General features: G+C 57.9%; 16 protein-coding genes and 1 pseudogene. 10 read left to right on the forward strand and 7 right to left on the reverse strand.

The annotated features are described in order from the left end of the window. Positions 1–102 precede the first annotated feature (102 nt). Entirely contained in the window at positions 103–2,511 is a 2,409-nt protein-coding gene (locus Q4E11_RS02960; protein WP_303163542.1) for an AAA family ATPase, read from the forward strand. Between the two features lie 77 nt (positions 2,512–2,588). Here the strand turns inward: Q4E11_RS02960 and Q4E11_RS02965 are convergent, their stop codons facing one another. After that, positions 2,589–3,029, reverse strand: a complete 441-nt coding sequence (locus Q4E11_RS02965; protein ID WP_303163543.1) for a universal stress protein — start codon at positions 3,027–3,029, stop codon at positions 2,589–2,591. A 149-nt stretch (positions 3,030–3,178) separates the two neighbouring features. Beyond that, entirely contained in the window at positions 3,179–5,311 is a 2,133-nt protein-coding gene (gene uvrB / locus Q4E11_RS02970) for an excinuclease ABC subunit UvrB (RefSeq protein ID WP_303163545.1), read from the reverse strand. A 303-nt stretch (positions 5,312–5,614) separates the two neighbouring features. Here uvrB and Q4E11_RS02975 point away from each other — a divergent pair. The 8 genes and pseudogenes from Q4E11_RS02975 to Q4E11_RS03010 form a co-directional block, all read left to right on the forward strand. Then, positions 5,615–5,677 (forward strand): annotated as a pseudogene (locus tag Q4E11_RS02975) (hypothetical protein); the annotation flags it as partial. Positions 5,678–5,809: 132 nt separating this feature from the next. Next, positions 5,810–6,562 (forward strand): endonuclease domain-containing protein, encoded by a 753-nt coding sequence (locus tag Q4E11_RS02980; RefSeq protein WP_303163961.1) that lies wholly within the window; start codon positions 5,810–5,812, stop codon positions 6,560–6,562. A 5-nt stretch (positions 6,563–6,567) separates the two neighbouring features. Then, positions 6,568–7,533 (forward strand): ABC transporter ATP-binding protein, encoded by a 966-nt coding sequence (locus Q4E11_RS02985; RefSeq protein WP_303163546.1) that lies wholly within the window; start codon positions 6,568–6,570, stop codon positions 7,531–7,533. Between the two features lie 24 nt (positions 7,534–7,557). Continuing rightward, the gene (locus tag Q4E11_RS02990; RefSeq protein ID WP_303163548.1) at positions 7,558–8,409 is read left to right on the forward strand and encodes an ABC transporter permease; all 852 of its coding nucleotides are present in this window, start codon (positions 7,558–7,560) and stop codon (positions 8,407–8,409) included. A 118-nt stretch (positions 8,410–8,527) separates the two neighbouring features. Continuing rightward, the gene (locus Q4E11_RS02995; RefSeq protein ID WP_303163549.1) at positions 8,528–8,743 is read left to right on the forward strand and encodes a hypothetical protein; all 216 of its coding nucleotides are present in this window, start codon (positions 8,528–8,530) and stop codon (positions 8,741–8,743) included. Positions 8,744–8,809: 66 nt separating this feature from the next. Then, positions 8,810–9,766, forward strand: coding sequence for a sensor histidine kinase (locus Q4E11_RS03000; protein WP_303163550.1), 957 nt, complete (start codon positions 8,810–8,812; stop codon positions 9,764–9,766). Continuing rightward, positions 9,763–10,359 (forward strand): response regulator transcription factor, encoded by a 597-nt coding sequence (locus Q4E11_RS03005; protein ID WP_303163552.1) that lies wholly within the window; start codon positions 9,763–9,765, stop codon positions 10,357–10,359. Before Q4E11_RS03000 ends, Q4E11_RS03005 begins: the two co-directional genes overlap by 4 nt. Before the next feature lie 90 nt (positions 10,360–10,449). Next, the gene (locus Q4E11_RS03010) at positions 10,450–11,133 is read left to right on the forward strand and encodes a hypothetical protein (RefSeq protein ID WP_303163554.1); all 684 of its coding nucleotides are present in this window, start codon (positions 10,450–10,452) and stop codon (positions 11,131–11,133) included. Here the strand turns inward: Q4E11_RS03010 and mprF are convergent. Then, positions 11,130–13,745 carry a bifunctional lysylphosphatidylglycerol flippase/synthetase MprF gene (gene mprF, locus Q4E11_RS03015; protein ID WP_303163556.1) on the reverse strand — a complete coding sequence of 872 codons (2,616 nt, stop codon included), beginning with the start codon at positions 13,743–13,745 and terminating at the stop codon, positions 11,130–11,132. The two genes, Q4E11_RS03010 and mprF, sit on opposite strands and share 4 nt — an antisense overlap. A 46-nt stretch (positions 13,746–13,791) precedes the next feature. Next, complete coding sequence (locus Q4E11_RS03020) at positions 13,792–15,174, reverse strand: esterase family protein (protein ID WP_303163557.1); 1,383 nt, start codon at positions 15,172–15,174, stop codon at positions 13,792–13,794. A gap of 124 nt (positions 15,175–15,298) precedes the next feature. On the opposite strand from Q4E11_RS03020, the gene Q4E11_RS03025 reads away from it, so the two are divergent. After that, a complete protein-coding gene (locus Q4E11_RS03025; protein WP_303163559.1) occupies positions 15,299–16,513 on the forward strand; it encodes an aminotransferase class I/II-fold pyridoxal phosphate-dependent enzyme in 1,215 nt (404 codons plus the stop codon). Here the strand turns inward: Q4E11_RS03025 and coaE are convergent. From coaE to rpsA, 3 genes are all read right to left on the reverse strand, one after another. Next, positions 16,443–17,087, reverse strand: a complete 645-nt coding sequence (coaE, locus tag Q4E11_RS03030; protein WP_303163560.1) for a dephospho-CoA kinase — start codon at positions 17,085–17,087, stop codon at positions 16,443–16,445. The genes Q4E11_RS03025 and coaE overlap by 71 nt on opposite strands. 33 nt (positions 17,088–17,120) lie before the next feature. Next, positions 17,121–18,212, reverse strand: a complete 1,092-nt coding sequence (locus Q4E11_RS03035) for a glutathione S-transferase family protein (RefSeq protein ID WP_303163562.1) — start codon at positions 18,210–18,212, stop codon at positions 17,121–17,123. A gap of 342 nt (positions 18,213–18,554) precedes the next feature. Then, positions 18,555–20,018 carry a 30S ribosomal protein S1 gene (gene rpsA, locus Q4E11_RS03040; protein ID WP_303163564.1) on the reverse strand — a complete coding sequence of 488 codons (1,464 nt, stop codon included), beginning with the start codon at positions 20,016–20,018 and terminating at the stop codon, positions 18,555–18,557. Positions 20,019–20,230 lie beyond the last annotated feature (212 nt).

The following is a 20,230-nucleotide window of genomic DNA, read 5'->3' on the forward strand; positions in this document are numbered from 1 at the left end:
TATTGCGCTTGCCGCACAAGCGCTATACTTAAACGCTCCCCACGCCCCGGTTGGCGTGTGGGGGCGTTTCATTATTTTTCGACCACGTTGGAGGAGACTAGGTTGGCATCGCGCGTACCCGAGTCGGCAGACGAGGCTCAGCATTCTGGCCAGGCAGAAAAGCACGAGGACACCATCCTCGCCGCGGAGCAGGCCTATGTCGACCGAGCCTTCGATTTCCTCGACCGAGCACGCGAGCGCGACCAAGAGTACTTGCGCCAGGTCATGCTTATCGACGACCCAGACCCGCAAGCCCGTGTCGAGCGCGAGGTGGAATACCACCGACTGCAAGCCAACCTGGACCGCTACCGTTCCGCCGAGATTGGCCTGGTCTTTGGTCGCATCGATATCGATGACCCAGACCCCGATAATCCCCTGGCAGCCTCCGGGGCTGGGGCGACCGTCGATAAGCGATACATTGGGCGCATCGGTCTGTCCGATGAAAACGATGACTATCGCACGGTGATTATGGACTGGCGTGCCGACGGTGCGCGGCCGTTCTACCTGGCCACAACAGCGCATCCGGAGGGCGTCAGCCTGCGTCGCCATCTGCGCACGCATGGCCGCAAGGTGCGCTCTATCGACGATGAGTGGCTCTCCGGCGAGGACGATGATGTCGCGCCTGAGACTGACGAAATCGCCGGTGTCGGCGGCGAATCAGTGCTGCGTGAGGTCATGAATCAGGCCCGCACGGGGCATATGCGCGGCATCGTTGAGACCATCCAGCGCGAGCAGGACCTCATCATCCGCGACTCCACCCGCGGCACGCTGGTCGTCCAGGGCGGACCCGGCACGGGCAAGACAGCTGTGGCGCTGCACCGCGTGGCGTGGCTGCTCTACACCTACCGCGATCAGCTGGCGAAAACGGGCGTGCTCATCATCGGCCCGAACACAACATTCCTCGACTACATCTCACGCGTGTTGCCGAGCCTGGGAGAAACCGGCGTGGTGCTGACAACCATCGCCGACCTCTTCCCCGGCGTGCGCGCGTCCGACGCGCTTGTCGACGGGCACAATCCCGAGCCTTTAGTAACACAAGAGGTCAAGGGCTCGATTGAAATGCTCACCATTCTTCGCGAGGCCGTGCGCGCCTACCAGCATCTTCCCGAACAGCCTCTGGAAGTTCGCAGCGACAACATCACCTTGACCATTACCCCGGCCATGGTGAAGGCAGCGCGGACACGGGCGCGTCGCACCCGTAAACCGCACAATCTGGCGCGGCCCATTTTCCGCGACCACGTGGTTGAGCTGCTGGCTTCCCAGATGGCTGACATCATCGGCAGCGATCCGCTGGGTGGCGAGAATCTGCTGTCGATTACTGATGTGGCAGATCTGCGCGATGAAATCGACGAATCCGGCGCAGTCTCCGACATCCTCAACGAGCTCTGGCCGCTGCTGACACCCGAGCAGGTGCTGTCAGAATTGCTGAGCTCCCGCGAAGTCATCGACAACGCAGCAGCCGACTACGACGAGCTGACGCGCGATGCTCTCTACCGTGAGGAGGGCACGGCGTGGATGCCGTCGGACGCTCCGCTTCTCGACGAACTGGCCGAGCTGCTAGGCCCCGTCGGCGACGAGGAAACCGACGATGCGGATTGGCAGGCCCGCGTCGATGAGGCACAGGGAGCGCTGGATACCCTGTCGAGTTCCGCGTCCCAAGACCTTGACGACGGTTTCGATGCCGAAATTCTGTCGGCCTACGACGTCATTGATGCCGAGCAACTCGCCGAACGACACCGCGAACAGGACCTGCGCTCCACCGCCGAACGAGCTGCCGCGGACCGACAGTGGGCCTACGGCCACGTCATTGTCGATGAAGCACAAGAACTCTCCGCCATGGCCTGGCGAATGCTGCGGCGACGCTGCCCGAATGGCTGGATGACACTGGTCGGCGATGTGGCGCAGACCGGCTCTCCCGCTGGCGCAGAGACCTGGGACGATGTCCTGGACCCGATCATCGGTTCTCGTTGGCGACTGCATGAACTCACGGTCAACTACCGCACACCAGCCGAGATTATGGAGGTGGCAGCCAGTGTGTTGGCACAGATTGATCCGGAGCTGGAAGCTCCTCATTCCATCCGTGCCACTGGCAGGAAGCCGGTGCAGGCGCGCACCGTTGCCGAAGCACTAAATCATGTCGCCGAGGTTGCAGAGCCGGATCGCCTAGTGGCGGTTATTGCGCCAACTGCGAAGCTTGGCGATACCCGAGCTGAGGTGCAGGAATATTTGGATGGCGCTGCGGGAGGCGCTGCGGGAGGCGCTGCGCCCTTTGAAAACTGCGCGGTCTACGACATCACCACCTCCAAGGGTCTGGAGTTTGATGAGGTCATCGTGGTTGCGCCTGATGAGATTGTGGCGCAGTCACCGCAGGGCTTGCAGGATCTCTACGTGGCGCTAACTCGTGCAACGCAGGGACTGGTCATTGTTGAGGCCCAACAGACGGCGTACCTGCCGGAACTGGACTGGGTGTAAGGGCTATAAGAACTGCCTGCCCAAAAAAGAAAGCCGGCACCTCATAAACGAGGTGCCGACTCAAAGTGAAGGCTAAATTAGCTGACGGTGTGAACAATCATGACATCGCAGTCAGACTGACGTGCAACATCAGCCGGGACGGAGCCCAGCAGACGACCGGTCAGCGAGTTAATACCGCGGTTACCAACCACCAGCAGGTCTGCGCGATGGTCATTAACCAGACCCATCAGTGCCTCAACCGGCGAGCCCGAGCGCACCTCGGTCTCCACCTTTGTGGCGCCAACTCCCTCAGCAGCTTCCTTCGCAGCAGCCAAGTTTTCCAGAGCTGGGTCATTGCCGAGAACCTGGACGGAATCCTGGCGCAGAGTCTTCGATGCATGCTCCGCGTTTTCGTAGTAAGCGCAGCCAATCACCAAAGTGGCATCGAAAGCCGCAGCAATCGATGCAGCACGCTCGACTGCGAGCAGCGACGACTTGGAACCGTCGGTACCGACAACAATGGTGTTGTAATCACTCATAAAAACTATCCCTCACTGCGGAAGTTGCTATTGAAGAGTTTTTGTTTGTGCAATCGACCCGAATAAAGCCCCTACCAGCAGCTAGCAACCGCAGGCCAGAAGCCCTTTTAGGCTTACACAGTTTTTCTGTTCACAACAGTAGCAAAAAACTACTCCACTCCAGCCTCAATCATGCCTTTTAGTTCCTTCTTGAGGTCGAAAATTTCATCGCGCAAACGGCCCGCAAGCTCGAACTTCAGCTCACGCGCCGCAGCGGCCATCTGCTCGGAAAGATCGGCGATAAGAGCCTCCAGCTCAGCGCGCGGCATCTGCTTGCCGCCTTCACCTTCGGCCACGCCGGCGCCGTCGGCACGCGAAAGAAGCGCATCGGCGGCCGCGCCTGTCTTACCGTCGTACTCGGTGTCAGCGTTGTCATAGACCTGATCGAGAATGTCGGCAATCTTCTTGCGCAGGGGCTGCGGGTCGATGCCGTGCTCCTTGTTGTACGCGATCTGCTTCTCGCGGCGACGCTCGGTCTCATCGATGGCGAACTGCATGGAATCGGTGATCTTATCGGCGTACATGTGCACCTCGCCGGAGACATTTCGCGCGGCGCGACCAATCGTCTGAATCAGCGAGCGTTCCGAGCGCAGGAAGCCCTCCTTGTCGGCGTCGAGAATCGACACCAGCGAGACCTCCGGCAGGTCCAAGCCCTCACGCAGCAAGTTGATGCCGACCAGCACGTCATACTCACCCAGACGCAACTGTCGCAGCAGCTCAACGCGTTTCAGCGTATCCACATCCGAGTGCATGTACCGCACCCGCACGCCGTTTTCCAGCAGGTAGTCGGTCAGGTCCTCCGCCATCTTCTTCGTCAGCGTGGTCACGAGGACGCGCTCATCACGCTCGGTGCGCTTTCGGATCTCGCCGATCAAATCATCAATCTGTCCCTCAGTGGGCTTGACGACAATCTTGGGGTCCACCAACCCGGTCGGACGAATAACCTGCTCCACGACCTCACCACCGGTCTTTTCGAGCTCATAATCACCCGGTGTTGCGGACATAAACACAACTTGGCCGACACGGGCATCGAACTCATCAAAAGTCAGCGGGCGGTTATCCAACGCCGACGGGAGGCGGAAACCAAAATCGACGAGGTTGCGCTTGCGGGAGGCATCGCCTTCGAACATGCCGCCAATCTGCGGCACTGTCACGTGCGACTCATCGATGATGGTGAGAAAGTCCTCCGGGAAGTAGTCAATGAGCGTTGCCGGAGCCGAGCCCGGCGCACGGCCATCGATGTGGCGCGAGTAGTTCTCAATACCGGAGCAGAAGCCGACCTGCTCAATCATTTCCAGATCGTACTCAGTGCGCATGCGCAGGCGCTGGGCCTCGAGTAGCTTACCGCGGTTTTCCAGGTCGGCCAGGCGCTCGGCGAGTTCGGCCTTGATATCCGCGACGGCGCGTTCCATGCGCTCTGGGCCCGCCACGTAGTGCGTAGCGGGGAAAATGCGCAGCTCAGGGACTTGGTCGATGACATCGCCGGTGAGTGGATTGAGATAGTAGAGGGAATCAATCTCGTCGCCGAAGAATTCCACACGCACGGCCTTTTCCTCGTAGGCCGGGATGATGTCGACCACGTCACCTTTGACGCGGAACGTGCCGCGAGTAAAGGCGATGTCATTGCGAGCGTATTGAATATCCACCAACAGGCGCAGGAATTGGTCGCGGTCAACTTCCTCGCCCTCCTTCAGCCACACCGAGCGGTCCAGGTAGGACTGCGGGGTACCCAGGCCATAGATGCACGAAACCGAGCTGACCACGACTACGTCGCGACGCGACAACAGCGCTGAGGTGGCCGAGTGGCGCAGGCGCTCCACGTCCTCGTTGATGGAGGAGTCCTTTTCAATATAGGTATCGGTCTGCGCGATGTAGGCCTCTGGTTGGTAGTAGTCGTAGTAAGAGACGAAGTACTCGACCGCGTTGTTTGGCAGCAGGCTGCGCAGCTCATTGGCTAATTGGGCCGCGAGCGTCTTGTTCGGGGCCATGACCAACGTCGGCCGCTGAACCTTCTCAATCAGCCACGCTGCTGTGGCTGATTTACCAGTGCCGGTCGCACCCATAAGTACGACCTCACGCTCTCCCCGCTCCAACCACTCTGACAGCTCTGCGATTGCCTGCGGCTGGTCACCCGAGGGCTCGAACTCGCTGATGACCTCGAATTTTCCCTCAGTGCGCTCGACTTCACCGACGGGACGGAACTCCGAGTGCGCAAGGACGGGTTGCTCTGCTGCGAATGCCATAGTCTCCAGCGTAGCGAAGGCTGTCTGGCGGGGGCTCTTCTAGAGCCAAGGGGCACTGGGAATTTTCCTGGGCGGTTCCTCTAGGCGGGCTTGCAGTCGGCCTAGGCGGGCTTCCGCTTCACCAGCTGGCGCTTACTGCGCAGCAACTAGCTCCTGGTGAAGCGCAAGCCGTCTTGTCGACGCTTTTACGAAAGCTTGAGAGCACAGCAGAGGTTTTCCACACCCTAAAAGTTGTCCACAGATTGGCCGTGAAGCCTCTCTCACAGAGAAAAACCTAGCCTGGAAAAAATAAAGTCCCCGACCATGGGAAGTTTCACCACCGCGGAGTTGCGGGCTCTAGGCATCGGCGAGAAGAAGGCCAGAACTCTCGTACAACAGGGAAAGCTGTTCAAGCTAATACGCGGCCTATACGTAGACAATTGCACTCCGGCCTCGGTCGCCCAAGCAATCACGAGGCACTACAAAAGCATTGCGTTGTGCGGAAAAAGCGCGGCTCAGATGCACTTAAGTCTTCCTCTATCATTTCCTATCCAGGCAGAAGGCGCGGGATCTGTTCAGACCGAGAGCTTCTCTATCAAGCACAGCCGCCTGCCCGCCTTCACCAAGATTGACGGGATTCCGGTAGTTGAAGCACTGTGGGCCGCGCGAGGTGCCCCAGACTTCGCACGCATGATCCTGGAGCTGCACTACGCTGGTCGGGACGGTGAAAAGCGGCTGAACCAGGACCTCAGCCGGATGCAGAGAGTTCCACAGTGGCTCCGCGAGACCATCACAACAACGCCCATCGGCGCATGCAGCGAACTCGAGCGCAGACTGGCCAGACCACTGATTAAGCGGGGCTACCGCGTCAAAATGAACCAGTACATCGGCCCCTACTGCTTCGACATCCTGCTTGAACAGTGGAAAATCGCCATCGAGGTGGACTCCGCCAAGTATCACAACAATGAGGACTCATTTATCTCGGACCGTTGGAAGGCCAACTCCGGCACGCTGCACGGCTGGATTATCCTGCGATTCACGGATTCATGCATCAACTGGAACCTCGACAGCGTCCTCGACGAAATCGAGCAGGCAATCCAGTGGGTGCAAATGCGCCGACCCCGCGAGGACTACCAGCCCGGCTTCCCCGCGTCTGGGAGTGGAACCCCACCGTCGGCTACGCCAACAAGCAATGACACAAGCAATGACACCTGTCATGGGCAATTCGTGACATTACCTATACGTCCATGCCATCAGTCCACGCTGAACTAAGAACCATGAATACGAACAGCATCCTCGAGTTCTCGAATATCACCAAACAATTCAGCAAAGGCCACGTCACCGCACTCGATGATGTCAGCGCCACCGTCCGCCGCGGTGAGGTCGTCGCCATCCTCGGTGAAAACGGCGCAGGTAAAACCACGCTTATCGATCTCATCCTCGGCCTGACCACACCCACCGCCGGCCAAATCGAAGTCAACGGCCACTCACCCTGGAACGCGGTCAACGCTCAGCAGGTAGGCGCCATCTTGCAGACGGGCGGTTTGCTTCCCGACGTAACGGTCGAGGACACACTCAAAATGATTGCCAGTGGCTATTCGGAGCATGTGGCGCTGGTGGACGTCGTAAAGCAAGCGCGCCTGGAACCCTTGCTGAAGCGGAAAGTCGGCAAGTGCTCCGGCGGTGAGCAGCAGCGTCTGAAGTTTGCGTTGGCCCTGCTCGGTGATCCGGAGCTGATCGTGTTGGATGAGCCGACGGCGGGGATGGACCCGAGTGCGCGGCGGAATTCTTGGGCGGATATTCATGCGCGGGCGGAGCGTGGCACGACGGTGTTGTTCACCACGCACTACTTGGATGAGGCGGAGGATTTTTCGGAGCGAATCATCATGCTGCACAAGGGGCGCATCATGGCGGACTTGGATACGCCGAGCTTGCTTGCACTGAGTAAATCTGTGCTGGTTGAGGCTAATTTTTCAGGAGTGGCGCCGGAGCTTTCAGAGCGCACTGAGGTCGATGAGGTCACCTGGTTGCGTGGCTCCGCCGATGAGCCAGCCGGGACGAGTCGGCGAGTACAACGCGCGCGGCTGCGGACGCGGGATTCGGACTCGCTGCTTCGCCACTTGCTAATGGAGACGGATGCGACCGACTTCACGGTCCAGCGCGCGAAGCTCGATGACATTTTCATTTCCATGCAGCAAGACGCTGACGCCGCGGCTGAAGCCGCGGTAGCTGCTGGGAACTAACGAAAACAACCAGAAAGGATCGCCATGACGTACACCGCGACTGAAACTTCGCCCGACAAGCCCGGCGCGACTGCTGCTGGCACCGGCGCAGCGAAGCTGACCGAATCCCACGGCCTGTCGACATATATCGCAATTCAGATCAAACGCTATCTGTCTGACTGGTCGAACCTGTTTTTCTCCATCGGCCTGCCCATATTGTTCTTTCTGGTGTTCGGTGCCTCGCTCGACCGCGGCGGCAATGCCTTCCCGCACGGCAATGTCACCGCTTACGTGATGATTGGCATGGCTATTTACGGCGGTGTCACAGCCGCGGTGGCCAGCGCCGGACAAACGATTATGGAGCAAACCACGGGATGGGGTCGCCAGCTTGCGCTGACACCAATGTCAACGTCGCGCATTGTATTTAGCCAAGCAATTCTGGTGCTCTTCGCCGCAGTGCTGCCGATCGCGGCAATGTACCTTCTCGGCCTCGTCATCGGCGCGGAGATGGAGCCGGGGACCTGGATTGTCAGCTTCATTCTCTGTGCTGTGACCTGTCTGCCATTTGGCTTCTACGGCTATGCCTGGGCGCTGCTGCTGCCAAAGCCGTCGGCGCTGAGTATCGCGTCGGGATCGATTGTCGTGCTGTCCTTCCTGGGCAACCTCTTTATCCCGATGCAGGGAACGTTGCTGACTATCAGCCGCTTTACGCCGCTGTTCGGTTCCGTGACTCTGTCGCGGTATCCGCTGACTGCAGGTTTTACTCCCAGCACGGATACTGGTGCCGGGCTTTACACCGAGCCGCTGTGGGTGCCCATTGTCAATGTTGCGGTGTGGAGCATCCTGCTGGTCAGCTTCTGTATTTATTTGAACAAGCGCGAAAAGTCGCGGCTGTAAATAACGCGGCGAAGCACGACTAGATAGGAAACCCAAGCGCTAACCGACGCCTCCATCTAACCTGTGACTAAACTAGACCAACTCCCCACCGCCACCGACCGAGACCGCCTAGGCATCTATGACAACTACTTTGCGACACAGCTTCAGCCGTCCCTTCCGGGGATTCCACCTTTACTCCGCACTGTCGGCCGGCATCTGGATTGTGGTTTTACCCTTTGTGTTCTTCGGTTTCGGCGCCAAAAACGTCTTCAAGCTCACTGCACTGATTGCCAGCTTTGCCATCGTGTATTTCTTCCTCTGGGGCTCCCTTCACTACTATCCCCGTGGCTGGTAGCAACGAGCTCGCAACATACTTGCCCTGTGCATTGTCGCAGCGTTCGGCCTGGGCTCCATCCCACTTGTGGGAAATGGCGCCAGCGCTTTCCTGCCATTTGTCGCGGCATTGCTCAGTTGGATGCTGCCCATCATCCCCGCCATCCTCAGCATCGGTGTACTTGGCGCGGCAATCGTTGCCATCAGTCATTTCTTGGCTCCAGAAAGTGGTCTCATCTTCCCCATCGATGCCCTGTTTTGGGCTGTCGTGGTCTGCTGCGTTGTTCAACTCAGCAAGTTCGCCCAGGAACGAGCCCAGCTCAACCAGGAAATTGAGCTCAGCCAGCAGCGCGACTCCATCGCCCGCGATGTCCATGACGTGCTCGGCCATTCGCTGACGGTCATCTCACTCAAATCTGAAGTCGCGCGACGCTTGGTTCGCACCAATCCCGATGCCGCCACTGCCGAGCTCGAGGCCATCACCACACTGGCACGCACATCGCTAGCCGAGGTCCGCTCAACAGTCACACGCATGCGCCAACCGGATCTCGCAGGCGAGCTCGCCGCCGCCGCGCGGGCATTCCACACCGCACAGATTACGGCCTCGCTTCCCGACGATTCCAGCGGTGTGACCACCAATGCGAAGCTCTTCTCCTGGGTGATTCGCGAGGCCACCACCAATATCATTCGGCATTCGGAGGCGGAGAATGTCTCAATCGAGCTCACCCCATCCAGCGTGGAAATCGTCGACGATGGCATTGGCTTCGACACTTCTGACCTAAGCTGCGATTCCTCCGCGGCCGCCGCGGAGGAAGGCCAATCCGTCGGCTCTGGCGGATTGACCGGACTGAAGCAGCGCGTCCAGGATGCTGGCGGTGACCTCATCATCGAGTCCGCACCAGGTCGCGGCACTCGCCTCGTGGCCACGATGACGCAGTCGCATCGCTCGCGCCGCGCGGGCCGCCCGCGGAGTTCATCCGCCACTAGCTCTAAAAACCACTTCACTGACACAACCGTCACCGAATACGCGCGGGAGAATAGATGATTCGCGTTCTCATAGCTGATGATCAGCACCTAGTTCGAGGGGCTTTGAAGGCTCTACTGGAAACTGAACCGGACTTGGATATCGTGGCTGAAGCCGCCGACGGCATTGAAACAACTCAGAAAGTCGCCGAACAGGACGTCGATGTCGCGCTTATTGACATCGAAATGCCGCACCTTAACGGCATCGACACCATCGCGAAAATTTCTGACCACTGCCGCTGCCTCGTCGTCACTACGTTTGCCCGTCCCGGTTACCTCAAACGCGCACTTCAGGCTGGTGCCAGCGGATTCCTGGCAAAGGACACCCCTCCAGAGCAGCTCGCAGAAGCCATTCGACGCGTCCACTCCGGCCTCCGTGTTATCGATCCGGCCTTGGCCGAGGCCTCACTTTTCACGGCCGACTCTCCCCTGACAGACCGCGAAGCCGAGATTGCGCGCCTAATTCTCCAGGGCGCCGATACCGGCACAATCGCCAGCCAGCTCTTCATTGCCAAGGGCACGGTGCGCAATCAGGTGTCCTCAATTATCACGAAGACAAATACCTCAAACCGTGTCGAGGCCGCGAAAATAGCTCGCGACAACGGCTGGCTGTAGAAAAACAGATAGCAATACCACCCTGATTTTCATCGAATCGTTATTACTTTCATAGTGCAAAACTACCTAATGGCCGCTAGCCTGACGTCTATGAACAACCACCGCATCTTTGCTTCACGACGTGCACTCATCGCCGGTATCCTCGCCACAACCGCATTGGCCTTCTCCGCCTGCTCTCAAGACGATGGCGTAGTAACGAGCCAATCGGCAGCTGACATCGCCACCGTGGAACAGACTGACGGCAACGCATCGAACGCAAACTCAGGCAATATGCCGAACCCAACTGGCTCAAACCCTGATGCTGGCACTGTCGGAAATTCCGACGATAACGCCGACGGTACAAATGCCTCCGAAACAGTCCCATCGCAGGATGGTGGAGAAACCAATGGAGATACCGAAACCATGTCTTCGTCGGCAAGCGAAAATGCAGATATCGGACAAGCGCTGAGGGACCTTGTCTACAGCAATCCGTCGCCGGGGACCACGTTTACCGCCGGCGGTGAGGAATTGACCGTCTGTGTGTTTGGTGATGGCTACGGCACGAATCTAGTGGTTGCTGGGCCGAATACCAGCTGCGAATTTGCGACGGAAGTTTTCAACCAGCAGACCGAAGGCCTCAACGCCTCCGCCGATAACATCCGCGATAATTTGAAGCCGAATATTCAGGCGACGAGCCCTACGACGGGCAAGACCTACGATGTCAGCTGCGGCTCGCAGGCCGACGGTGTCGTGGAGTGCAGCGGCGGCAATGACGCGAGGATTTATATCAATTAGTGTTGGATAGCCATTTCGGAAGTAGGCATTTCGTTTTTGCTCGCTGATAGCGCAATTGCGGAATACCGCTTTGGACGGTTAATCAGCTTCGACAGACTTGCCGTAATCGCCGGCAGCGATTTCACATCGGTATAGGCCAAATACCGCGCTTTCCACGTGGGCTTGAACTTTTCCTTGTATTTGCGCAGGCCGCGGAAGTTATAGATCCGACCGCCGTAGTTGTACACCAAGCGAATGGTCTTTTCGCTAAGCCTGGAATGCGGGCGCGCACCGGTATTCGACATTGGTGCCATGCCGAAATTGAACTCGGTATAACCGTGATTCTTCGCCCATTCCATCAAATTCACGAAAATACCATCCATCACGCCATCTGGGGCATCGGGGCGAATGCGCATCAAATCCACGGATGCGACATTTCTCCCCTGCGGCATGAGCGAGGCGAACCCCTCAATACGATTCGAATCCGCTGAGCGCACCACCGCAATAGGCGCCCGAGAGAGATAATTCTCATCAAAGAAACCAAGCGAAAAACTCATTTCGGTGCGCTCTTTAAGCCATGCCCTCGACGTATCACGCAGGTCCATCATGAATTCTGGGCTATACGGTGCCTCGACAATCTCAAAAGTGCAGCCGGATTTCTCCAGTTTGTTATACATGCGCCGAAATGTCTTGCCTTTGTTTCCGACCCTGGTGAAATCGGAGACATCCACTGTCGCATCCTCGCCAAGCTTGACCAGGCTCATTCCCTCATTAACGCACCGCGCCAAATGCTCCTCGCCAACTTCATAAAATGCGACCGAGCACTGAAACGCATCCGCGTAATCAATGAAATCCGCAAAGAGCTGATCAAACGCCGCCGGGTCGCCAAAAGGATCACCGAGCGCAATCAGCATAGTGCCGTGGGGACGGTACAACAGCGCTGCTCGGTCCGTTCCTTTTCGCTTATCGACGGAAAAGAACACCTGCTTGTCACCTAAGTAATACAAATGCGAAAAGGCATTTCCACCCCATTTTTCAATTAATGCCTCAAAGCGGCGTGTTTGCTCCGTAGTCGGTTCTTCGAATTCCGGAGCACGACAGCGAGAAAACAACACCGCCATAGCCACCGCACAGGCGAGCATGACGTAGAAGAGAATCATCGGCCAATGCGTGTTGGCATGCGGAGATGGTGCCGGCACAGTAACCCAGTTATTAACCCGCAACGTGTGCCAGCTGGAAAGCAGGATGGGGATGGCAATGGCAAGCGCTGCGGTGGGGACGAAACTGCTCCATTTAAGTGGCAGCGGCTCTCGGTCAAAGGCACTGCGAGAGGCAAATAGTGCCAAGGCGAACACCCCGAGATAGATGGCCTCTTCATAGTCAATTCCCCGTGCCAAGCACGCGATTGCGGCCACGCCAAGCAGCACTAAAACCAGCTGGTAGCAGCGCTTGACCCGCTGACTTATCCCCCGAGCCAGAATCAACAGCATGACAGCGGTAAACAGCACAGTCAGATGCGATGCCTGTCGGACCGTGCTCGGCACCACTTCTCTGATGACTTCAAGACGGGAGGCAATCTCAGGTGTCAGTGCCGAAATGAAAAGCAAGATACTGGACACAACAGTGACAATTGCTAAAACTCGAGCCATGACTCTGTGCGGGAAATCGGTCTCGAGTTCTTTCACACTGTCGGAAACCCACAAGACCGCCGCCAGCAGCCACGGGATGATGTAGTAAAAAACGCGGTAGAGCACAATGCCCAGCAGTACCTGGTTGGTGTCATAGCCAATCTTGGCGCACAGCGCGATCACCGCGAGATCGAAACTGCCCGCACCAGCCGGCAGAAAAGATATCAGCCCTGCCAATGTTGCCGTTGCGAAAATAAAGAAAGCAATCGGCAGCGAGAAGTTCGGTGTAAATACGCGGATACATACCCAGAAAAAGACTGCAGCTGCTGCCCAGTCAATAACTGAGGCGCCCAGAAGTAGCCACTTTTCGCGCTGGCCAATCCGTGCAAAAGTAGTCTTCCGCAAATCAACAGGGCCAAACTTGAACCTATCGGCCAAGAAAAACAGCGGTAGGTACAGACAGGAAATAATGGCCGCAACAATTAGCCAGCCGTCGAAATGCACGGCATAGGGCAAGGTGAGCCCTAGCAGCACAAAGAGGCCGAGCAAGTTGGCGGCCCACACGCTGGCGGAAACACCAATAGCCTTATTTCTGTCTGCGCCCGCCCAAGTGTAATACCGCGCGCGAATGGTGCCGCCGGTGAGCCCACCGAATCCAGCGAAATTATTAAACGCCTGTGCAATCCATCCAATTTTCAATGCATCGCGTGCAGAGACACCGACTCCCGCGTATTTGGAAGCCACAAGGTCATATAGACCGGTGGCACTAAAAGCGACTAGCCCAAGCCCCAAGAGGATTGCATTTACGTCCATCGAGGTATCGGTAAAAATTTCTCGAAGCTGACTGCCTGATATAGACGCAAATTGGTCGCGTGCCACAAGCACAATAATGGCGATTATCGCTCCATAGAAGATAATCTTGAGGGTTTTTCCGTGTAACTTAACCCACTGAAATACCGGTTGAAGAGGCATGGCTATGACATCCGATCTTTTGTTTTGGTGCAATTACAAATAGAGCTGCAGTACGTGACTATGCCTAGTGGCACTGTGTTTATATGAGCTGCATTTTCTCGGTGAGCCAGGAAAGCTCGTCGTCAAGCGCGTGCTCCCACACTTTCCATTCGTGTGTGCCGGGATATGTGCGTTCTTCTACGTCCATTCCCTGGTCGCGTGCTGCTTGGCAGACTTTCCAAAGCCCTTCGATGACGTCGTCGGGTTCTTTATCTCCAATTGAGCAGAATGCTGAATATCCTGTGAAATCCGCTCCGGAGGCAAATATGGATAGCGGATTATTGGCCTCGAATGCTCCCTTGTCGCCGCCAAATCCCTTTTCAATGGTCATTTCGAGCGAGTTCAGATTCGGATGCTCCTCGCCCGACATGTCCAGCACTGTGCGATAAGGACCGTCCCTGCGGCTAATGACTTGCATTGCGCAGGTACCGCCGTTGGACAAGCCACCTACTGCCCACGACTGCGGCCGAGTATCGACCTGAAAGTGCTGCTCTAGCCATGTGGGCACGTCATGCTCTAGGTATGTAGCAACCGCACCTTGATTGGTGTCGGAACACAGTGGGTTCTTGAAGTTCGACGAGAGCTGATCCACAACTGCCACAATCGGTGCCAGGCCATCATGCTGCGCGGCAAAGTGGTCCATGGTGTGCTTCAAATTGCCGTTGACCAGCCAGCCCTCGGGCGCACCGGGCTGGCCAGCCATTAGCACAAGGACCGGCAGCAGTGGCCGTGGCCGAGCAAAATACGCGGGTGGGATATAGATGATGGATGGTCGCGGAGAGAAATTGGTCGCGGGAATCTCAGCCTGCGCTATGGAACTGGCAGCAGAGCGGTCATCCGAGCCGAGAATGCTTGAGTGGCGTGGCTGCCACTGTTGCTCGAGTGGCACTCGCTGCGCAGTCGGCGCTGGATTCGGATGAAATATATCTGCGACTGGGGCGATGCCCTCGACCTCACTCAAGTCCTGCACATCGCCTGTCCCCTGCAGTACTTTGGCCAAGTTTGCATAGGTGCCGTAATAGATATTCGGCACCGCGTACGCTGTCAGCACTGCAATCACGCAGGTCAAAGAAGCCACCGCAATGCGCCTAGGTTTCTTGGAAATAGCAATCACCAGCAGCGCAAAGATGCTGGCCAGGCCCGATGCAAGTGGCCCGAACACCTCAATGCCAACATAGTCCGGCATTGGCCGCCACACCTTGTTTGTCACGTACCAACTGAGGACACTTGCAGCCACCGCAACAGCAACAATTGCACAAATACTGGTCAGTGCAGATTTTTTGGAGCGACTCACCCACGCCACAAGCCATAGGAGAATTGCCAAAGTCAGCAGCATCACTACAACTGCAATAACTTCCGGCACCCTGCCGCGCAAATGCACCAATGCGGCGGCCTCGAGTACGTACCTTGACCAGTCTTGCATGATGCAAACAGTAATTTTCAGGGTCAAGAGTTTGCGCAGAAAAGTTGCAAATTTTCTTTAGAGTTTTCTACCGGTCTCAAGCCTCTTGATTCCCAGCTACACCATTCCGCCTACGATTGGCACCATGACTGTTTCGCGTCTCCGTCCCTTTGGTGAAACCATTTTCGCCACTATGTCTCAACTCGCGGCCGACCATGATGCCATCAATCTCGGACAGGGCTACCCCGACTGGGATGGCCCCGAGGCCGTGCTGAAAGAAGCCCAGAACCAAATCGCGGCTGGCAATAATCAGTACGGCCCCGGCCGCGGTATGAAGGTGCTGCGCGATGCAGTCGTCGCAGATCGCGCCCGCCGCACCGGCCAGACCTACGATGCCGACACTGAATGCCTCATCACAGTCGGTGCTACCGAAGCAATCGCGGCCACGGCTCTCGGACACCTCGAACCGGGCAGTCATGTCATCATTATCGAGCCGTACTACGACGCCTACAAAGCGGCAATTGCGCTGGCCAACGCCACTTATACGGCTGTTCCGCTAGTGCCGCAGGACACCGGTGATACAAAGCGCTGGGCACTCGACCGAGATGCGCTGAACAAGGCCATCACAGACAACACCGCGATGATTATCATCAACTCGCCGCACAACCCCACCGGCGCTGTACTTACTCGAGAGGATTTACAGGCAATCGCGGACGTCGTCAAGCGCGAAAATCTCCTCGTGCTTTCCGATGAAGTCTACGAGCACCTCTACTTCGACGGCCACTCTCATCAGTCCATCAGCCAGCTGCCGGGCATGCGGGAACGCACCATTGTGGTGTCGAGCGCCGCGAAAACGCTCAACGTCACCGGCTGGAAAACCGGTTGGGCGCTGGCACCGGCAGAATTGCTCGATGGCGTGGTCAAGGCCAAGCAGTTCCTGACCTACGTCGGTGCCACGCCGTTCCAGTCGGCCGTCGCGCGAGGGTTAACCGAATGTTCCGACTGGATTGCAGGGCTCGCAGGTCAGTTGGGGCGCAGCATGCGCACTCTGCGCGAGGGGCTGGAAAGCCTCGGCGCCGATGTCTACCCCGCGCAGGCTGGGTATTTCGTGGTCGCCGATGTCTCGAGCTGGGGGCTTGGCGACGCCCTTAAGACCTGCACCCGCCTAGCGACAGAAGCCAAAGTGGCAGCCATCCCCGTCACCGCATTTGTCGATAATCCGGAGTCTGACACCTACCGATACCTCGTGCGATTTGCCTTCTGCAAGCGCCCCGAAATTCTCGCGGAGGCTATCGAGCGCCTTCGGAGCTACCTCGCTGAGCAGCCTGCAGCTGGCGAATCTGGTTTAACGGCTGAATAATCCGCTCCCAGATTCGATCCACCTGCTGCACCAAATCCTCCTCCGTGCCGGAATTTTCCAGCACGACATCGGCGAACTGCAGCCGCTTTTGATCACTAATCTGCTTCGCAATCCGCTGCTTGGCATCATCACGATCCACGCCGCGGCTCTCCACAAGACGATCGAGGCGGACATCGACAGGCGTGTGCACCACCACAACCAGGTCCTGCGCCTCCGACTGCCCCATCTCAATGAGAAGCGGCGAATCAAACACAATCACCGCGTCGCCCGCTTCGCGGAATTGCTGCTCCGTGCGCTGCTCAATGCGCGGGTGCGTGATCGAATTCAGCAGCTCCGTCTTTTCCGCAGAGACGAAGGCCCGTCGTGCAAGCTCGCCGCGGTTGAGGGAGCCGTCGTCAAGCAAAACGTCCTTACCGAACGCCTCGGCGAGCTCCGCCAGCGCCGGCTCCCCCGGCTCCACGACATCGCGAGCAATCTGATCAGCATCGATGATGACGGCGCCGAGCTGGGCAAACCGACGCGCGACCGTCGATTTACCGCTGCCCATACCGCCAGTGAGTCCTACCTTGAGCATGCCTTTAAGGGTACGTGGACGCGCGGAAACGCGTTAGTGCTTTACGACGAGGTCCTCAATACGGTGACCCTCTTCAACCGGATCCGGGTTGATTGGAGCCGGAGCGGTGCCATTGCCGAACGGGCTGCCACCGAGTGCTTCGCGACCATGCGGCTCCAGCAGACCGGAGAAGTCCGGCCCCTTCGGGACGATACCCAGCGGATTCAGGTCGCGGTGAACCTCGTAGTAGTGACGCTTGATATCGACCAGATCGGTAGTGTCACCGAATCCTGGAGTCTGGAAGAGATCGCGCAGGTAGTTGTACAGAACGGGCATCTCGGAAATCTTGTTTCGGTTGCACTTGAAGTGGCCGTGGTAGACCGCATCAAAGCGAATTAAGGTCGTGTACAGGCGAACATCGGCCTCAGTGATGTGGTCGCCCATGAGGTAGCGGCGGGTCTCCAGACGCTCGGACACCTTGTCGAGTGCGCTAAAGAGCCGGTCATAGGCCTTATCGTACGACTCCTGCGAACCTGCGAAACCACAGCGGTAGACGCCGTTATTGATCTCGGTGTAGATGAACTGCATGAGGTCATCCATTTCCTCGCGCAGCTCCTCCGGGTAGAGATCCGGGGCACCCTCGCGGTGGAACTCGGTCCACTCGGTGGAAAAGTCCAGGGTAATCCAGGGGAAGTCATTGGTCACGACCTCGCCGGATTCAATATCGACGATGGCCGGAACAGTAATGCCGCGCTGGTAATCCGGGAAACGTTTAAAGTAGGCCTCCTGCAGACGCTCGTAGCCGAGCACCTCATCGCGGCCACCCGGGCCCTTGTCGAAGGTCCACGAACGCGCGTCGTGGACCGGGCCAGGGATACCTACCGAAATGGCATCTTCCAGGCCAAGCAAGCGGCGAACAATAAGGGTGCGATGCGCCCATGGGCACGCACGCGCCGCAATGAGGCGGTAACGACCAGCTTCAACCGGCCACGTCTTAATCCCCTCGCCTACTTCGCGGGCATCCTTGGTAATTCGGTCGTTGATATAGCGAGTATCGCGATTAAAGTCCTTGCCCTCCTGGGAGTACACACCACCGGTGGTGTGGGAGGAGTCCTCTACCTGATTAGCTGCATTATTTGTTGTCATATCACCAATCATATGGGTAGAGAGCCGAGCTGTCAACGGCTGCCAGGGCTGCCAGGGCTGTCATAACTGCCAGGACGGCTTGCGCTTCACCAGCGGCCGATTACTGCGCAGCAAGTCACTTCTGGTGAAGCGCAAGCCCGCCCTTAGGCAACAGCGGCGCCACCTTCATCACCCGGAGCCCCTACACCAGGACCAGAAATGCAGCAAAGCCCATGCCACCCCAAGAAAAACAAGCCGGAGCAGGTGCCCGTCGTAAAGCGAGAAGTGCACGAAAAAGCCCCAGCGAGGAGAACCTCGCCGGGGCAATTTCTCAAAGGGAATCTAAATCCTTAACAGTCTAGCTTAGTTGCCAGCCAGCTTCTCGCGCAGAGCAGCGAGCTGCTCGTCGGAAGCCAGGGTACCGCCAGCGTTGTCTGCAGCCGGTGCGGACGGAGCGGACGGTGCAGCTGCGCCGGACTCGGAGGAGTAGTTCGAAGCGGTCTCTGCAGCCTCGGCAGCTGCAGCGCGGTGACGCTCGATCTGTGCAGTGTGCAGCTGGTGGTGACGCTCGGCCTCTGCGTAGCGAGCCTCCCACTCTGCACGCTGAGTCTCGAAGCCCTCCATCCACTCGTTGGTCTCCGGGTCGAAGCCCTCCGGGAAGATGTAGTTGCCCTGCTCGTCGTAGGAGTCGCCCATGCCGTACTTGGTCGGGTCGAACTCTTCGGTGTAGTCCTCGTCAGCCTGCTTGAGGGACAGGGAGATACGACGACGCTCGAGGTCGATGTCGATGACCTTGACCATAACCTGCTCGTCGACAGAGACAATCTGGTCCGGAACGTCGATGTGGCGGGAAGCCAGCTCGGAGATGTGAACCAGGCCCTCGATGCCCTCCTCGACGCGGACGAATGCGCCGAACGGAACCAGCTTGGTGACCTTGCCCGGAACAATCTGGCCGATTGCGTGAGTGCGGGCGAAGACGCGCCACGGGTCTTCCTGGGTAGCCTTCAGGGACAGGGAAACGCGCTCGCGGTTCAGGTCGACCTCGAGAACCTCGACGGTGACCTCGTCGCCGACCTGGACAACCTCGGACGGGTGGTCGATGTGCTTCCAAGACAGCTCGGAGACGTGAACCAGGCCGTCGACACCGCCGAGATCGACGAATGCGCCGAAGTTGACGATGGAGGAAACAACGCCCTTGCGGACCTGGCCCTTCTGCAGCTGGTGCAGGAACTCAGAGCGAACCTCGGACTGAGTCTGCTCGAGCCATGCACGGCGGGACAGAACAACGTTGTTGCGGTTCTTGTCGAGCTCGATGATCTTGGCCTCGATCTCCTGGCCGATGTACGGCTGGAGGTCGCGGACACGACGCATCTCGACGAGGGATGCCGGCAGGAAGCCGCGCAGGCCGATGTCGAGAATCAGGCCGCCCTTGACGACCTCGATGACGGTACCGGTAACCGGCTCGTCGTTTTCCTTGAGCTGCTCAATGGTGCCCCAAGCACGCTCGTACTGAGCACGCTTCTTGGACAGGATGAGGCGGCCTTCCTTGTCTTCCTTGGTCAGGACCAGCGCGTCGATCTCATCGCCAACTTCGACCACTTCATCAGGGTCGACATCGTGCTTGATGGACAGTTCGCGGGAAGGGATGACACCTTCAGTCTTGTAGCCGATGTCGAGAAGAACCTCGTCGCGGTCAACCTTCACGACAGTACCTTCAACGATGTCACCATCGTTGAAGTACTTCATCGTCGAGTCGACAGCGGCCAGGAAATCCTCAGCGGTGCCAATGTCGTTGATGGCAACCTGAGGGACGTTAGAGGTGGACATATAAGATGTGCTCCGAAGCGGATAGAAATCGAAAAACGGACAATTTCGGCCTTGCTCCCCAGGAAAACCCAGAAGTCAATCAGGCTAAATCCGCTTTTTGGCGTTGGACGCCGTTGGCTATCAGTTAACCCGATGACCTCTAAGCTCGAGGCTGCAAAGTCGGCATGCTAGTGCATACCCAGCGAACAATACCGGTTTGAACAGCGACATTC

The organism is Corynebacterium sp., from assembly GCF_030532195.1.
Lineage (GTDB): Bacteria > Actinomycetota > Actinomycetes > Mycobacteriales > Mycobacteriaceae > Corynebacterium.

Coding starts and splice junctions, on each gene's coding strand:
- Q4E11_RS02965 (WP_303163543.1), bottom strand. CDS start 3,029: ATGAGTGATTACAACACCATTGTTGTCGGTACCGACGGTTCCAAGTCG.
- uvrB (WP_303163545.1), bottom strand. CDS start 5,311: ATGGCATTCGCAGCAGAGCAACCCGTCCTTGCGCACTCGGAGTTCCGT.
- Q4E11_RS02980 (WP_303163961.1), top strand. CDS start 5,810: ATGCACTTAAGTCTTCCTCTATCATTTCCTATCCAGGCAGAAGGCGCG.
- Q4E11_RS02985 (WP_303163546.1), top strand. CDS start 6,568: ATGAATACGAACAGCATCCTCGAGTTCTCGAATATCACCAAACAATTC.
- Q4E11_RS02990 (WP_303163548.1), top strand. CDS start 7,558: ATGACGTACACCGCGACTGAAACTTCGCCCGACAAGCCCGGCGCGACT.
- Q4E11_RS02995 (WP_303163549.1), top strand. CDS start 8,528: ATGACAACTACTTTGCGACACAGCTTCAGCCGTCCCTTCCGGGGATTC.
- Q4E11_RS03005 (WP_303163552.1), top strand. CDS start 9,763: ATGATTCGCGTTCTCATAGCTGATGATCAGCACCTAGTTCGAGGGGCT.
- Q4E11_RS03010 (WP_303163554.1), top strand. CDS start 10,450: ATGAACAACCACCGCATCTTTGCTTCACGACGTGCACTCATCGCCGGT.
- Q4E11_RS03020 (WP_303163557.1), bottom strand. CDS start 15,174: ATGCAAGACTGGTCAAGGTACGTACTCGAGGCCGCCGCATTGGTGCAT.
- Q4E11_RS03025 (WP_303163559.1), top strand. CDS start 15,299: ATGACTGTTTCGCGTCTCCGTCCCTTTGGTGAAACCATTTTCGCCACT.
- coaE (WP_303163560.1), bottom strand. CDS start 17,087: ATGCTCAAGGTAGGACTCACTGGCGGTATGGGCAGCGGTAAATCGACG.
- Q4E11_RS03035 (WP_303163562.1), bottom strand. CDS start 18,212: ATGACAACAAATAATGCAGCTAATCAGGTAGAGGACTCCTCCCACACC.
- rpsA (WP_303163564.1), bottom strand. CDS start 20,018: ATGTCCACCTCTAACGTCCCTCAGGTTGCCATCAACGACATTGGCACC.